Source organism: Candidatus Krumholzibacteriia bacterium (assembly GCA_035268685.1).
Taxonomy (GTDB): Bacteria; Krumholzibacteriota; Krumholzibacteriia; order JAJRXK01; family JAJRXK01; genus JAJRXK01.
This window is the reverse complement of the sequence record DATFKK010000126.1, coordinates 1-15,097: the sequence shown is the minus strand read 5'-3', so window position 1 is coordinate 15,097 and position 15,097 is coordinate 1. Positions and strand designations below refer to the sequence as shown.

General features: G+C 69.7%; 12 protein-coding genes. 3 read left to right on the top strand and 9 right to left on the bottom strand.

Annotated features, from left to right (window positions below; genetic code table 11):
• A partial coding sequence (locus VKA86_12045; protein ID HKK71944.1) for a hypothetical protein occupies positions 1-684 on the bottom strand: 684 nt, incomplete at its 3' end.
• A 166-nt stretch (positions 685-850) separates the two neighbouring features.
• Between VKA86_12045 and VKA86_12040 the strand changes: the two genes are divergently transcribed.
• Both VKA86_12040 and feoB read left to right on the top strand, forming a co-directional pair.
• Complete coding sequence (locus VKA86_12040) at positions 851-1,075, top strand: FeoA family protein (GenBank protein HKK71943.1); 225 nt, start codon at positions 851-853, stop codon at positions 1,073-1,075.
• A 1-nt stretch (position 1,076) separates the two neighbouring features.
• Positions 1,077-3,287, top strand: coding sequence for a ferrous iron transport protein B (gene feoB / locus VKA86_12035; protein ID HKK71942.1), 2,211 nt, complete (start codon positions 1,077-1,079; stop codon positions 3,285-3,287).
• Here feoB and VKA86_12030 read toward each other — a convergent pair.
• The 3 genes from VKA86_12030 to VKA86_12020 all read right to left on the bottom strand — a co-directional run bounded on the left by VKA86_12030 (position 3,284) and on the right by VKA86_12020 (position 6,203).
• A complete protein-coding gene (locus tag VKA86_12030) occupies positions 3,284-3,850 on the bottom strand; it encodes a TlpA disulfide reductase family protein (GenBank protein ID HKK71941.1) in 567 nt (188 codons plus the stop codon). The two genes, feoB and VKA86_12030, sit on opposite strands and share 4 nt — an antisense overlap.
• A 94-nt stretch (positions 3,851-3,944) precedes the next feature.
• Complete coding sequence (locus VKA86_12025; GenBank protein ID HKK71940.1) at positions 3,945-4,877, bottom strand: M48 family metallopeptidase; 933 nt, start codon at positions 4,875-4,877, stop codon at positions 3,945-3,947.
• 270 nt (positions 4,878-5,147) lie between these two features.
• Positions 5,148-6,203, bottom strand: a complete 1,056-nt coding sequence (locus VKA86_12020; protein ID HKK71939.1) for a YjgN family protein — start codon at positions 6,201-6,203, stop codon at positions 5,148-5,150.
• Positions 6,204-6,664: 461 nt separating this feature from the next.
• On the opposite strand from VKA86_12020, the gene VKA86_12015 reads away from it, so the two are divergent.
• The gene (locus tag VKA86_12015; protein ID HKK71938.1) at positions 6,665-7,747 is read left to right on the top strand and encodes a hypothetical protein; all 1,083 of its coding nucleotides are present in this window, start codon (positions 6,665-6,667) and stop codon (positions 7,745-7,747) included.
• Here the strand turns inward: VKA86_12015 and VKA86_12010 are convergent.
• The 5 genes from VKA86_12010 to VKA86_11990 all read right to left on the bottom strand — a co-directional run.
• Entirely contained in the window at positions 7,744-8,601 is an 858-nt protein-coding gene (locus VKA86_12010) for a hypothetical protein (GenBank protein HKK71937.1), read from the bottom strand. The genes VKA86_12015 and VKA86_12010 overlap by 4 nt on opposite strands.
• Positions 8,598-9,533: a DUF692 family protein gene (locus tag VKA86_12005; protein HKK71936.1), complete on the bottom strand. Its 936-nt coding sequence runs from the start codon at positions 9,531-9,533 to the stop codon at positions 8,598-8,600. The genes VKA86_12010 and VKA86_12005 overlap by 4 nt, the downstream gene beginning before the upstream one ends.
• Before the next feature lie 121 nt (positions 9,534-9,654).
• Positions 9,655-11,385, bottom strand: a complete 1,731-nt coding sequence (locus VKA86_12000) for a sigma 54-interacting transcriptional regulator (protein HKK71935.1) — start codon at positions 11,383-11,385, stop codon at positions 9,655-9,657.
• A gap of 211 nt (positions 11,386-11,596) precedes the next feature.
• On the bottom strand, positions 11,597-14,650 hold the full coding sequence (locus VKA86_11995; GenBank protein ID HKK71934.1) for a BamA/TamA family outer membrane protein: 3,054 nt from the start codon (positions 14,648-14,650) through the stop codon (positions 11,597-11,599).
• 2 nt (positions 14,651-14,652) lie between these two features.
• On the bottom strand, positions 14,653-15,097 hold a 445-nt coding region (locus VKA86_11990), incomplete at its 5' end, for an MgtC/SapB family protein (GenBank protein HKK71933.1).

Below are 15,097 nucleotides of genomic sequence, written 5' to 3'. Positions count from 1 at the left end.
GGGCAGCTGCGGATCCGGCCACACCACGGGCTGCACGGACGCACCGTCGGCCGTCGCCCACCGGCGGGCCGACTCCCGTGACACCGCGAGCAGCCGGTCGAAGCCGTCGGCGTCGTCGGGCCGGTCCTCGACGGGCGCTGCCGGAATGCGGAGCCGTTCGACGCGCCGCGGCAACGACGCGAGCGGCCCCGCCGCCACGCAGGCCGCCGCCCGCACGCGGGGCATGCGCGCGTCGCGCAGAAGCGGTTCCGCATAATCCGGGTCGATCCGGTAGACGCGGCCGTCGAGATCGACCAGGCACTCCCGCGCCGCGTCGAACAGAACGGGCGTGGTGCAGATCCACAGCAGTTCCACGCGCTCGAGGCCGCGGGCGGCGTGCACGAACTCGAGCACGCGGTCGAGGCCCACCGCCGCGTCGGTCAGGACGAGCACCTGACTCCATCGCGCCCCGTCCAGATCCCGCCGCAACGCCCGCAGGAAGACGGCGCTGGCCTCGTCGTGACGCCCCAGCACGTGCAGCCCGAGCCCCAGCCGCCACCACGCATCGGCGTCGTCAGGGCGATCGCGGACCCGCGCGCGATCCAGCGCGATCCGCCCGGCCCAGGCCCGCGCCGGATCGGCCACGAGCCGGCGCCGGGATCCGATCCCGGCGGGCGCGTGTCCCGGTTCCAGCAGCCTCCGCACGGGCCCGATGCGCTTCGGCTCCGTCATGGGCGGCAGTGTAGACCCCCGCCGGGCCCGAACCCAGCCCGGGTGCACGGATGACACATCAGGATCACAAAGTGGCAGTGGCGTTCCACGCCCCGAAGCCCTAGCATTGAAATTGATTTTCAACGGAAGGGTTCTCGGCATGACCAGCCTCGTCGACGCCAGCACGGGCACGCACGGTCGCCTCGCGGAAATCGGGGGCGAGCGCTCCTTCCGCCGCCGTCTCATGGAGATGGGGCTCCTGCCGGGAACGCCGATCCGGGTGGTGCGCCGCGCCAACATCGAGGGCCTCGTCGAGATCGAGGTCCGGGGCTGCCACCTGACTCTCCGGAAGTCCGAAGCCAGCGCTCTCCTGCTCCAGAGCTGACATGACCGACACGCGCACGGCCACCGGCACTCCCCTGGTGGCCATCGCCGGCAACCCCAACGTCGGCAAGACCTCCCTGTTCAATCGCCTGACGGGGCAGGATCTCAAGGTCACCAACTACCCCGGCGTGACGGTCGAGCGTCACGTCGGCCACACGCGCCTGACCGGCGCCGGTCACGTCGAGGTGCTCGACGTCCCGGGCACCTACAGCCTCTCGGGACGCAGCGCCGAGGAGCAGATCGCGATCCAGGCGATCGCCGGCCTCGAGGGCAACCAGACGCCCGACCTGCTGGTGATGGCCGTCGACTCCACCCAGCTCTCGCGCAATCTGTACCTGGTGCTGCAGGTGCTCGAACTCGGCGTCCCGACCGTCGTGGCGCTCACGATGACCGACATGTTGTCGCGCCGTGGCCAGCGTCTCGACGCCGAAGCGCTGGAGCGTGCGCTCGGCGTGCCCGTGGTGCGCATGGTCTGCCACCGCGGCGAAGGCGTTGACGAACTGCGCGCCGCCATGGACCGCGTGCTGACCGACCCGTCGCAGGGACGCCCGGGCTGGCGCTGGCGGCCCGAACACCCCGCGCTACTCGAGGACATCGACCAGGTCGCCCGGCTCGTACCCGAGAACTGGGCCGGCGGCAACCAAGACAAGCGCTGGGCCTTCGGCCTGTGGGCACTGCTTTCGCTCGACGACGAGGACGAACTGCAGTCGATCCCCGCCGAGCTGCGCGCGATCGTCGCCGAGCGCCGGGCACGCGCCGACGCCGACGGTCGCGAGATCGAGTCCCAGGTGATCCGCGGGCGTTACCAGTGGATCGACGAACACGCGGCCTCGGCCGTCATCTCGACCGCTCCGCCCGCGCGCTCGCGCACCGAGCGGCTCGACACGGCCCTGCTGCACCCGATCTTCGGTTTCGCCATCTTCCTGCTGGCGATGGGCGTGCTCTTCCAGTCGCTCTTCAGTTGGGCCGATCCCGCGATCGGTCTCGTCGAGACCGCCTTCGGCGCCATTGCCAACGGGATCGAGAACGTCATGCCCCCGTCGCTGGCGCGCGACTTCCTCGTCGAGGGCGTGATCGCCGGTGTCGGCAGCGTGGTGGTCTTCCTTCCGCAGATCCTGCTGCTGTTCTTCCTCATCGGACTGATGGAGGACACCGGGTACATGGCCCGGGTCGCTTACCTGATGGACCGCGTCATGAACAAGCTCGGCCTGCACGGTCGCGCCTTCGTGCCCATGCTCAGCGGCTTCGCGTGCGCGGTACCCGCCGTGATGGCCACGCGGACCATGGAGAGTCGGCGGCATCGCATGATCACGATGATGGCGATCCCGCTCATGACCTGCTCGGCACGCCTGCCCGTCTACACCCTGCTGATCGCCGCGCTCTTCCCGCCGACCACCGTCCTGGGATTCCTGCCCGTGCAGGGCATGCTGATGGTCGCGATGTACGTGTTCAGCACCATCATCGCGCTGATCGCCGCCGGCGTGATGGGCAAGTTCGTGTTCAAGGGACCGCAGGTGCCGTTGCTGCTCGAACTGCCACCCTACCGCGTCCCGCACTGGGCCAGCGTCCTGCGCATGATGTGGCAACGGGCGTCGCTGTTCCTGAGCGAGGCCGGCCGCGTGATCCTGATCTGCACGATCATCCTGTGGGTGCTCCTGAGCTTCCCGCAGAACCCCGCGCTCGAGACCGACTACGACGCCCTGCGCACCGAGACCGTGGCCGCCATCGAGAATCCGGCCGCCCAGGAAGAGGCCCTGGGCGAGCTCGAGGCCCAGGAAGCCAACGACATCTTCCTGCAGAGCTACGGCGCACGCCTCGGCCACGCGATCGAGCCCGTGATCGAGCCCCTGGGCTACGACTGGAAGATCGGCGTGGGCCTCATCGGCGCCTTTGCCGCCCGCGAGGTCTTCATCTCGACCATGGGCGTGGTCTACGGCGTGGGCGACGCGGTCGACGAGGAATCGGCCACCCTGCGCGAACACATCCGCAACGAGACCTACGCCGACGGCTCTCCCGTCTACACCCCGCTGGTCGGCCTGTCGTTGATGGTCTTCATCGCCCTGAGCTGTCAGTGCATGAGCACGCTGGCCGCCGTCTACCGCGAGACCAAGGCCTGGCGCTGGCCGGCCTTCCTCTTCACCTACATGACCCTGTTGGCCTGGGTGGCGAGCTTCGCGGTCTACCAGGGTGGCCGGGCACTGGGCCTGGGCTAGTCGCCGTCGCGCTCTACGCGCAGCGGTGTGCCCACCGCCTGGATCGCGATCTGCTCCTCGATCACCTCGATCATCTCCGCGAACTCGTCTTCCTCGAATCCGAAGGACTGGAAGACGATCCGCCCGTCGCGGTCGATCACCACGTTGCGCGGGATCGTGTGCTCGGCGTACAGCGCGTAGACGCTGCGGTCGACGTCGCCGGCCATCGGCAGGGCCGTCACCTCGTGCTTCTCGGCGAAGGGGACGATCTTCGCGTCGTCCTCCTCGCGGGCGATGCAGAGCATGGCGAAGTCGTCGCCGGCGAAGCGTTCGTACACGCGGTCGCGCAAGGCCGGCATCTCGGCGATGCACGGCGGGCACCACGTGGCCCAGAAGTTCAGCAGCACGACCTTGCCGCGCTGTTCCTCCAGGTCGAACACCCTGCCGTCGACCGTCGTCAGCGCGAAGGACGGCGCCGTCTGGCCGACCTCGGTCCGCGTGGCCTCGGCCGGGGTGGTCGAGGGAGCGTCGCTGCCCACCGCCGGCGTGGCGAGGGCGAAGACGAGGATCAGGGTGCGCAGCATGGGCGGGCTCCGGAACGGGGAAACGGGATTTCCGAAAGGATACGATGGACGAAGCGTGGCGTTCCCGTCGAGGGCGAAGCACGGAACGCCGGACTCAGGGAGCGGTCGGATCGGCGCTCGATGTCCCGAGGAAGGTCCGCGCCCGCTCCACCCGCTCGCCGAGCCCCGGGTGCGTCGACAGCCAGCCCCGGTCCCGGGATCCGGTCTCCGCGAGCAACCCCTCGAATGCCGTGACGAGCGCCTCCGCCCCCAGCCCCGAGACCGCACAGCCCTGCAGCGCGTAGGTGTCGGCCTCACGTTCGAAGGCACGCGAATACCCCGTTTCGACCAGCATGGTCGGCAGCGCCCCCGCCAATGACAGGACGTCCACGACGTCGCCGAGGACGAAGGTCACCAGCGCCGTGAGCGATGCCCGATGCAGCGCCGCCCGCAGCGCATGACGGTGCCGGACGTGTCCGAGTTCGTGCAACAGCACCGCCAGGACGGGATCGTCGCCGTCGTAGAGATCCACGAGCTCGTCGGTGAGGACGATCGTGTCGCCGGGCAGCGCCATCGCGTTCGGCCCGATCCTCGACTTCCGGAAAACGAGCGAGGATTCCGGAGCGTCGTCGCCCAGGCGCGCGACGACGTCGCCGAAGGCACGACGGATCCGAGCGCGCTCGGCGGACGGCATCCGCGACGGCTCGAACGCGACACGGTCGAGGGTTCGCAGCGTCTGCCGCCCGAGCGCCCCACGGATGTCGTCGTTCAGACGCCCGGCCACGCCCTCCGCCGCCATCGGCACCCCGAACCGGAAGCCCAGGAAGACCACCAGCAGGAGCGCGAGCGCGCTACCGACGGCGAGCGGAAGACTTCGCTCCCAGCGTGTCAACCAGGGTCGCTCGCCCGGTCCGATGGCCTCCTCGAGCGGCCCGAGATCGGCCCCCGGCTCGAACTCCAGACGACCTCCGTCGTCGAGGCGCGCGACCCGCGCCGCCGAACCCAGCGCCGCCTCCAGCCGGAGGGCGCCACGGGGGATCGTGCGCACGGATGCGTCCGCGTCCGCGACGAGTTCGAGGTCGGGGGTGTGGGCGGGGAGGTGGAGGCGCGCGGTGACCACCCGTCCCGACCGCCCATCGTAGAATCGCGTCCCCCAGGTTCTGCCTCGAAGATTGTGCATCGCGTGCGCGAGCCTCCTCGGTCGGCCTCGTCCACCCTCACCAACCTCGACGTGTCATTGCACGGTCACACTTCCTGTACCGGGTCGGTGACAGCAGGCTGCCACCCGGGCCGTGCACAATCTCCGAGCCACAGAACACTAGAAGCCGAAGTCCAGATCGAAGACCTCGGACGCACTCTCCCCCACCGCATCCGGGTCGTCCTCCGCCACCGCGATCACGTCGTCGAGCGATCCATGCCCCGAGACCTCCACCCGACTCACGCGGTAGCGATACAGCCGGACGATCGCGAAGGGCGTGAACATGCCGAGCGTCAGCACCATCAGCACGACGTTCTGCAGCACGATCCAGACGTACCGCGCGCCGCTGATGCGCGACCGGAGAGTCACCTGCACGGCGCGATCGCCGTCGCCGGCCTCGAACCGGGTCCCGTTCCAGCAATGGTCGGTGAGCTTGATCGCCGCGAAGATCCCGAAGCAGAACACGAGCAGATAGACGGGGACGGTCGGCAGGAACGCCCACATCGACTGGACCTCCCCACCCGGTCCACCTCCCTGCCCACCCAACGCGACCGAAACAGGGGTCAACGCCATCGCCACGAGCAACGAGAGGAGGCCGACGAGGAGCGCCCCACCGAAGAGAACGATGTAGAAGAAGCGGGTGTCGAGCATCGCGGACGACCGCAGGCTCCCGTAGCGCACGTTGTCGTAGAAGTACTCCCGCCGCACCTTCTCGTACCAGGGAGCCGCGAGCCCGAGGCTCAGGCTGATCAATGGCGGCAGCACCATGTAGTAGATGTACGAGTCGCCAGTGGTGCCCTCGAACCGGAAGCGCAGGTTGCGGTACGCCGAATTCGCCAGGAAGAAGCGGATCGACTTGTACAACAGCCACGGGATCGACAGGCCGAAGCCCGCGAAGACCACGAAGGCGAGCAGCGGGTGCAGGTAGGAGAACGCGAAGTACAGGCCGACGAGAGCCGCGACGATCAGGTAGCCGGCGAGCAGACGACGCGGTTCGGCGACGTAGTCGAAGGAATGGCCGCCGAGGTGCGTGTGGCGATACAGGTACTTGCGCGAACGCACGTGCGCCCACGGCAGGAAGAAGCCCAGCGTGACGACCGTGAGCAGGAGGTTCACGATCCAGATCCCGAAGTACTCACGGCCGTTTCCGGTGAAGGCCGGGCGCTCGGTCCACACCTCGCCTCGCGCTACCGGCGGCCGCTCGGCCCTCGCCCTCGGAGGCGCGCCACGCCTCGCCAGTTCCCTTTCGATCCGGCGGACGCGGTCCGGGTCCACTCGCCGGTCGATCCCGGTGAGCGCCTGTTCCAATTCGGCGATCGAATACTGTGAATCGTCGGGTCCGTGCATGGTGGGCTCCCTGCGTCGAGTCCGTCCGCTCCGCGGTGACGGTCGTTCGTTCGGCCGCCACGGAAGTCCGGCGGCACGATGGGAGCCCTGAACCGTCGGGAGGGTGAGGATATCCCATGTCGGCGTACGGACCGAGGTCGACCGGACTCCGAAACCGTGATCCGACCGCTCGACGAAACGACCCGGGGCGCCACCCGGGACAGGTCTCGTTCTCGACATGGTCGCGGCCCGGCATCCTCCCTATCGTGGATCGTCGACGCTCGACCGAACCGTCCTCGCGCCCTTCGTCCATGCGGATCCTACGCACACTCCTGCTCTGCACGCTGATCTCCTGCTGCGGCCTCCCGGCGTCCACTCCCGCCGCCTCCGGCCACGACTACCTCTTCTACGAGGGGCGCACCTACGGCAGCGAATCCCTGATCCACCCGCTGCGCATGATCCTGCACGGCGGCTACGGGATCCTGCAGCTCGACAACCAGGACGCCAGTCCGTGGGACATCGACTACGAGAACGGCGTCGAAGTCGTCGGCCGCAGCCTGTTCGACCCCTTCGGTGCGATCCAGGAACACGGTTACTGGGAGTTCGTGAAGCGGGAACTCCTGCCCGTGAGCATCGACAACGACGGCGGGCAGTACTGGCCGAACTACATGAACCACCTCATCGGCGGCGGCATGAGCTACCGCATGATGGTCGACTGGTTCCACTACTACGGCTACCAGCACCCGAAGCTGTGGTCGGGTGGAACCGTCCTCGCCTACCACCTGCTGAACGAGATCGTCGAGGCGCGCGACGTCGACCACTGGAGCGCCGATCCGGTGGCCGACATGTGGATCTTCAACCCCGCCGGCATCCTCCTGTTCAGCCACGACGGCGTGGCCGGGTTCTTCGCCCACCGACTGCACATGCAGGACTGGTCGTTCCAGATCTCCTACGACGCGGGCCAGGAACGATGGGTGAACAACGGTCAGAACTTCTCGATGAAGCTCGACCTGCCGTGGTCGGACACGTGGCGGCTGTTCTACCACTTCGGCACGCACGCCGAGCTCGGCGTGTCGTACCGCCTGCCGAACGGCGACGAGCTGAGCGTCGGTGCGGGGCTCGTGGCCAAGAACCTCATCCCGAGCGACGGGAACTTCCGCACCGTCGACCTCGCGCGCACGGCGGGAATCTGGTGGGACCGCGACGGCTCGCTGCTGGCCTCTCTCGACTGGGCGAACGACAAGGCCTACCGCCTGCGGACGAACGTGTACCCCGGCGTGGTGGGCATCGGCGACGTGCGTCCCGGGTTGTTCGGGATCCTGCATCGTGACGGTGACGTCACGCTCGGCTTCACGTTCCGGTGGATGCCGGTGGGACTCGGGGGCCGGCGCTAGGCGTCCGCGCCGACCGCGTGCAGCACGCCGTCGCCGGCGAAACTGTCGACGATCCCCCGCACGTCGTCGGGCGTCGCCCCCACCGCGCCCGCGTGGCGACACAGCGCATCGAAGTCGACCGGCATGCGGCATCCATCGAGGACCGTGGCCAGCTCCGGTGACACCGCTTCGAGGCCGACGTCGCCGGTGTGGCCGAGCACGAGCACGCCATCGCGGGCGTCGCTGCGGGCCGGATCGGGCAACGTCAGCCCCTCGTCGAGCACGGCTTCGGGGAGCCCCGACGGGTGTCCCCGCAGAGTGCCGAGCACGTTCGCGAACGACACCACCGCGCCCTCGACGGCGAAGACGATCTCGACGCCGGGCGCGAGCACCCATGCGCCCTCGCCCGCCGCTTCTGGCCCGCGGCGCTCGAAGCCCCGCCGCGCGCCGACGATTCCGCGTTCGATCGGATGCTCGGCCAGGACCGTCGCCGCGTCCGTGCCGACGGTGGCCTCGTCCGACGCGAGCCAGTCGCCGAAGCTCTCGGCCAGCGTCGCGCCGTCCTGCACGTCGCGGTGGAAACGCTCGCTCGAGAAGTAGGAGTCGAGCCGGGCACCGGCTGCGTCGGATCCGAGCGCACGGACCAGGCGTGCGCAGGTCACCGGATACTCCTCGAGCAGTCCGGTCAACGAACGCGCCCGCCGGTAGGGGTCGACCGACCACGCGCGGCGGTCCGCGCGCACGAGCCACGCACGCTCGTCGTCGCAGACGTCGCAATCGGCGGTGGCCACGTGCGGATCGGCGTACACGCGCTGCACGAACGCCGGGTCGTACAGCATGCGCACGATCACGTGCTGCAGGGCGATGTGGCTCATGGTCGCACCGCCAGCGTGGAGTCGCCGAGCGTGCGCTCGATCCGCGCGAAGCCGTCGACCACCGCCTCGAGCGGGTTGCGCTCGCACTCGAAGACCACGGCCTTCAGGTTGGGCGTCCGCGGAGCGAGGTGTTCGAGCAAGTGCCAGGTCTCGAGCAGGACGTCGGTCGTGTGCGAGTCCTCGACGAAATCGTAGCCCTCGTGCGTGCGCTGCACCCCACCGGCCACGTGCATCTCGACCACGCGCTCGAGAGGGAAGGCATCGACGCCGGTGAAGGCGTCGTGCCCGGCCGTGCGCTGGTAGATCGCCAGGTGGGCCACGTCGAGCAGCATGCCGGTGTCCGCCCGTTCGCACACCCGGGCGAAGAAGTCGAGCAGGTGCAATGGACCCACGTACACCGAGCCCGGCGGATTCTCGGGCAGGACCTCGTGGCCGGTCTCCTCGCGCAGACGGACGATGCCCTCCGCCATGGCCGACGCCGCGTCGTCGCTCAGTACCGGCGGCAGCAGGAGCATCTGCCCGCGACCGCGCGGGCCGAAGTGCCACAGACCGGCGTCGCCGCACATCCAGGCCGGCTGCAGCTCCGCGGCGATCGCGCACACCTCGTCGAGCCACCGCGCGTCGAGGTCGCGCGGGTCGTCGAGGTTCACGTCGAGGAAGTGGTAGGTGGTCGGCCGACCGGCCGCGGCCCAGGCCCGGGCGTCACGGTCGAGTCCCTTGGAGGTCTCCACGCCGACCTCGAGGAACTCCGCCCAGCGCGGGTGTTCGCGACGGAGGGCCTCGACGTCGAGTCCGCCGGGGGCGTCGCCAGCGCCGTATTCGGTGCTCACGCCGATGCCGAGGCGGGGGAGGTGTTGGACGCGTTCGGAGAAGTCACTCATGGTCGCGGAACGGTAGTGCAACCCGATGGTTGTGGCTCGGAGATTGTGCACTCTGCCACTCGGCCATCGGATGTCCCGGAACCGGGACGTCGAATGTCACCGTGGGGTGACGAAGTCGGCGACGGAGTGCGAGAACAGAGGCCCTTCGGCCCCTCGCTCCCGGTGTGCACAATCATGGAGGCACATCGTACTGCCTGAGTCGGCGGTAGATGGTTGCGGTGCCGATGCCCAACCGCCGCGCCGCCTCGCTGCGGTTGCCGCCCACGGCGTCGAGGACGCGCAGGATGTGTTCACGCTCGACTTCGGCCAGTGTCGCCAGCACCGAGGTTTCCGGCGTGCTTCCTGCGGACGGGCCGCCGGGCTCCGGGTCGGGGGTCGGCTCCGGGTCTGCGGTGGGCTCCTGTTCGGTCACCGGACGCGGAGCCGGGCTGGAGTCCGGACCCGTGCCGGCCGCGGTTCGCCCGGCCGCGATCCCGTCCGGCAGGTCGTCGACCGTGATCAGGTCCGCCGCGGCGATCGCCACGGCGTGCTCGACCGCGCTCTCGAGTTCGCGCACGTTGCCCGGCCATTCGTACTCCGCGAACGCCCGCTGCACCGCCGCGTCGAAGCCCTGGACCTCGGACCGGTCGAGACGTTCTCGGCTGCGGTCGAGGAAGTGTCGCGCCAGCGGCAGCACGTCGGCCCGGCGTTCGCGCAGCGGCGCCAGGGCGATCTCCACTCCCTTCAGTGCGTGCAGGAGATCGTCGCGGAACGCGCCCTCGGCCGCGAGGGCGTCGAGATCCCGGTCGCTGGCCGCCACGATCCGCACGTCCACCGGGCGGGGCGTGTCCTCGCCCGCGCGCCGGACCGCGCCGTCGCGAAGGACGTCGAGCAGACGTACCTGCAATGCCGACGGCAGGGCGTCGACCTCGTCGAGGAACAGCGTGCCGCCGGCTGCCGCCTCGAACAGCCCCGGTCGGGCGGGGCCCGCGCCGTCGAGGGCGCCGTCGGCGTGGCCGAAGAGTTCGCTCCCGAGCAGCGGGGTCGGCCACGACCCACAGCGGACGACCAGGAACGGATCCTGTGCGCGAGGACCGTGCGCGTGGATCCGCCGGGCCAGCGACTCCCTCCCCGTTCCGGACTCGCCCGTGAGCAGAACGGCGACGTCGTGGGGCGCGACCCGCAACGCCCGGTCGAGCGCCCGCTGCGTCGTCGCGCTGCGTGCGATCAGTGCGTCGCCCTGGTCGTCGTCGGCGGCCTCCCACGCCCGACGGCGCGCGGCCCACCGGCTCTCCTCGGCGACCAGCCGCTCGCGCAGCACACCGAGGGCGGCCTGCAACGAGCCCGCTTCGTACCACGGCTCGATCTCCTCGATCTGCGTGCCCCAGTCCTCGCGGGCGCGGGCGATCACGTGGCAGTGCGCGTGGCCCGCTCCGCGGCAGCGAGTCTCCACGGCGAAGACGTCGCGCTCGAGCGCACGGCTCAGATAGCCGCTCACGAAGGCGGTCAGGGTCCAGCACACCGCTTCGGTCGCGGTGCCGAAGTGCCGTTCGTGCTGTTGGGCCTCGTAGCTGCGGTGCCAACGGGCCTCGGCGCGGTTGCGGGGGTCACTGCGTTTCGTCGGTCGGTGGTCGACCAGGCCCTGCAGCCGGTGCAGCACCCCGCCGGCCCGCTTCCACTCGCGCAGGTCGTCCCAGGGAATGGCGTGGCGGACGGCCTCGGCCGTCTGCCAGCCGTGGGCGTGGCCGAAGCGGGTCAGGACGGCGCGGGCCGCGGTCGCGCCCAGGAGTTCGACCAGCTGGGCACGCAGCAGCCCCAGGGCGTCGGCGTCGAGCAAGAGCGCCCGCCGACCGGCAAAGGTGATCGCGCCATCGGACCCGAGACCCTCCAGCAGGTCCAGCCGGCGGATGTCGTCGAGGCGCATGGGACTCCGGGCCGCAACGGGAATTCATTCTGATTCGATCAGATCGAGAATACGGTGTCCCGGCGCCGAATCAAGCCGTGAACTCGTGCGCGTCGGTGCAGAATGATTCCGGATCCGCCGGCCTGGAAGAACCGCAGGCACGGGCGATCCACCGACGCCGACGAACCGCCGACGCGGGGGCGTCCCCCGGCCGACCCGGACCCGCCACCGCCTACCAGCCCGGTGCGATCACGAACCCGAAGTCCAGGCCCACGTCGTCGCGCTGGAAGGGGTGGGCCAGGTGGAACTCCAGCGGCAGCGCGCCGAAGAGCGCGACCCGCGCGGCGACACCGGCGCTGAAGACGGGCACGCGGTCACGGGTGTCGGTCTCCCAGGCGATCACCGGCGTGTCGCTCTTCGTCCACGCCACTCCGCCGTCGAAGAACAGGCTGATCTCGGTGGGCAGGGGCCCGCCGTCGATCACGCCGTAGCGATCGCTGCCGAACAGCTGCAGCCGCCACTCGACGTTCACCACCCCGATCCGCGATCCGACCAGCCGGTCGAACTCCGGGCACTCGCCGTCGGGGCAGTCCTCCGAGCCGAAGTCCCCGGCATCGTAGCCCCGCACCAGCGTGGGGTAGCCGAGGTACAGGCTGCTGAATCGATCGTCCTCGGCGTCGTCGCCGTAGCGTCCGTAGTGCATCAACCGCACGGCAACGGTCGACGGCTCGAAGGGCTGCTCGTAGTGCCGCGCATCGGCGAGCACCGTGTGGAAGCGCACCGAGCCGAAGGTCGGCCCGTACTCCAGCCGCAGGCGCGTGCCCATGACCGGGCTGGTGAACCCGAAGAACGATGTGTCCTCGACCAGCGCCACCGAGGGCTGCACGAGGGTCAGCCCGGCGGGATCGTCGGCGTCGAAACTGCGCTGACCGAGCACCCGGCCCTGCTGGTCGAGGACCAGTTGCTCGATCCGACTGTCGAAGTGGTAGTAGGCGACCCCGCCCCCGAGTTCGACCCGGCGCGTCCTCGAGAAGGGATAGCTCAGGAATCCCTCGGCGCGCTCGACGGTCGTGCGCAGACGCTCGCGCTCGAGCACGCCCACGGTCTGCTCCCCGCCCTCGGGTCCGTCGACCGTGTCGGTCCGCTGGCGGTAGACGTACGTGCGGTAGGGGATGTGGCTCACGCTCGCACCCCAGTTCCAGCGGCGGCCCACGTCCGTGTAGGTGACCTGCGCCCCCGTGTCCGCGATGCCTCCGTCGATCTGGGCGGCCATGCTCAGCTGGTGGCGCCCGAGCATGTCGCTGAACCGTGCGGCGACCCCCCCGCTCAGCCGGGTGCCGAACCGATCGACCGCCACGCCCGCGCCACTCGATCCGATCCAGTCGAGCGAGAGCGACGGTCGGTAGTCGCTGTGGCCGAAGGCCCGGTCGGCCGGCGGCAACCCACGGGTGGTGTCGCGCAGTCCGCGTTCCACGGGACCCTCGTCGGTGCGCTGCCAGTCGGGGATCACCGCCACGTCCGATGCTTCGCCGTCGGACGACACCGTGACCCCGAGGTCCTGCGCCCAGATCGAGTAACCCCCGGCCTCGAACACGTCGTAGAAGATCGTTCCCGATCCGCGTGCCAGGCCCATGGACGGCGACATCGGGCTGATCGCGTGCACGCCCGTCGCGAGGTGGGTCTTGCGCTCGACCACGCCGGTGTCGAAGTCGACGAGGTAGAGGTCCTGGAAACCGTGGCGGATGCCGCGCACCAGCAGCCGGCCGTCGTCGGTGAGCGCGGGATCGGTGTGGTCGGCGTCGGGTCCGAGCGGCCGGTGGACCTCGACCCGGGAAGGATCGTCGACCCACAGGAGACCGATGCCGGTCTCGTCGAACACCAGGTCCACCATGTCGGTCTCCCCGCCGCGGTCGGTGACGAAGGCGACACGGTCGCCACCGGGCGCCCACGTCGGTTGCAGGGCTGCGTAGCGATCATCGGTCAGCTGCTGCACCGCTCCGGATTCGACCTCGATCACGTACAGATCGCTGGCCCCTCCGCTCAGGCCGCTGACGACCACGCGGCGGCCGTCGGGAGACCAGTCGGGCGACGCGATCGCGTCGACACCCTCGATCCGCAGACGCCGTTGCTCCTCGCCGCTCTCTCCGTCGACGATCGACAGCTCGTTGCGTCCCTCGTGGTAGACCACGAAGGCGAAACGGTCGCCGTCGGGAGACCACGCCCCGGCCGAGTCGATGAAGCGCAGCGCGCGCAGATGCGGATTCGACGTCACCTCGGTCAGGCTGCGAACGATCTCGCCCGTCTCGGCGTCGGCCAGGAAGAGCTCGATGCTGAACAGGTCGCGCTCGCTGAAGAAGGCCACCATCCGGCCGTCGGGACTCGGCTCGGGGCCCACGTTGATCTCCTGCTCGTCGGGGATCCGCGCGACGACCTCGCGGGCGTTCTGCGGCTCGAGCGAGCGCCGGGCGCCGGTGTCGCCGTAGACCTCCCGCAGCGACCGGTGCCAGTTCTCGACGAAGGTCTCGGGATCCACCCCGAGAACGCTCTCGATCCCCACCTCGACGCCGTCGCGCAGACTGGTCACGAAGAAGGCGCGGACGGCGTCGTCACCGCCCCGCGACGCCACGTACGACCACACCGCGTGCCCGAATCGATAGGGGAAGTAGCGCGGATCGCGCGCCAGGTCGTCGAGGTCGGGAAGCTCGTCACGCAACACCGCGTCGCGCAGCCACAGCGCCGTGTGTGCGTCGACGGGTCCGATCGACAGGTACTCCGACATGCCCTCGACGAACCACAGGGGAATGTTGCGCAGACCCTGCAGGCGGCCGGTGGCCCGCTCGATCATGTCGTACTGGAAGACGTGGACCAGTTCGTGGCCGAGAACGTGATCGGTCTCGGCGTACGAAGCGGTCAGCGGCATCACGATGCGATTCTTGAAGCTCTCGGTCACTCCGCCCGTGCCCTGGCCGATCGTGCCCGAGATCACGTTCGTCTGCTGGAAGTCGGTGTCGTCGGCGTACAGGACGATCGGCTTGCGTTCGGCGAACTCGTGGTCGAGCAGGTCGGAGTGCCGCGCGTACCAGCGTTCGGCCATGCGGCCGAAGTCGTGCACCGATGCGGCCGATTCGGGGTAGTGGTAGATGTCGAAGTGCTCGGTATGGATCACCTCGAAATCGAACTGCTCCCAGGTGACCTTGTTGCGACCGAAGTACTGGGCCGACGCGTCGACGGCGACGCTCGCGACCACCAGGGTCAGCAGGACCACGTTGCACGTTCGCTGGATCATGTTCACGGTACCTGATCGGGGTCGGAGGAGGTGTCGTCCATGCGGTGCTCGACCGCGCCGAGCACGAGCAGGATCAGGAGGGCGAGGCCGGCCGTGACACCCGCGATCACGTAGTGGCCCCCTCCGCACGCCGCGCCGAGCGCACCCGCGACCCAGATGCTCGCCGCCGTGGTGAGCCCGTGGACGGAGTCCCGGTCGCGGATGATGGTGCCCGCACCGAGGAAGCCGATCCCTCCCACGAGTCCCTGCAGGAAGCGAAGGGGGTCGACCCGACTGACGTCGGAACCGGCCTCGACGATCGCCGCGTGCAACTCGAGGGCGATGAGCGTGAAGGCCGCGGCGCCCAGACCGACCATCATGTGCGTGCGCAGGCCGGCGGGCTTCTGCTGCCACTGTCGCTCGAGACCGATGATCCCCCCGGCTGCCAGCGACAACGCGAGACGGACC

Excerpts from the sequence above, each read along its gene's own strand:
- VKA86_12040 (HKK71943.1), top strand. The coding sequence starts at position 851 with ATGACCAGCCTCGTCGACGCCAGCACGGGCACGCACGGTCGCCTCGCG.
- feoB (HKK71942.1), top strand. The coding sequence starts at position 1,077 with ATGACCGACACGCGCACGGCCACCGGCACTCCCCTGGTGGCCATCGCC.
- VKA86_12030 (HKK71941.1), bottom strand. The coding sequence starts at position 3,850 with ATGCTGCGCACCCTGATCCTCGTCTTCGCCCTCGCCACGCCGGCGGTG.
- VKA86_12015 (HKK71938.1), top strand. The coding sequence starts at position 6,665 with ATGCGGATCCTACGCACACTCCTGCTCTGCACGCTGATCTCCTGCTGC.
- VKA86_12010 (HKK71937.1), bottom strand. The coding sequence starts at position 8,601 with ATGAGCCACATCGCCCTGCAGCACGTGATCGTGCGCATGCTGTACGAC.
- VKA86_12000 (HKK71935.1), bottom strand. The coding sequence starts at position 11,385 with ATGCGCCTCGACGACATCCGCCGGCTGGACCTGCTGGAGGGTCTCGGG.
- VKA86_11995 (HKK71934.1), bottom strand. The coding sequence starts at position 14,650 with ATGATCCAGCGAACGTGCAACGTGGTCCTGCTGACCCTGGTGGTCGCG.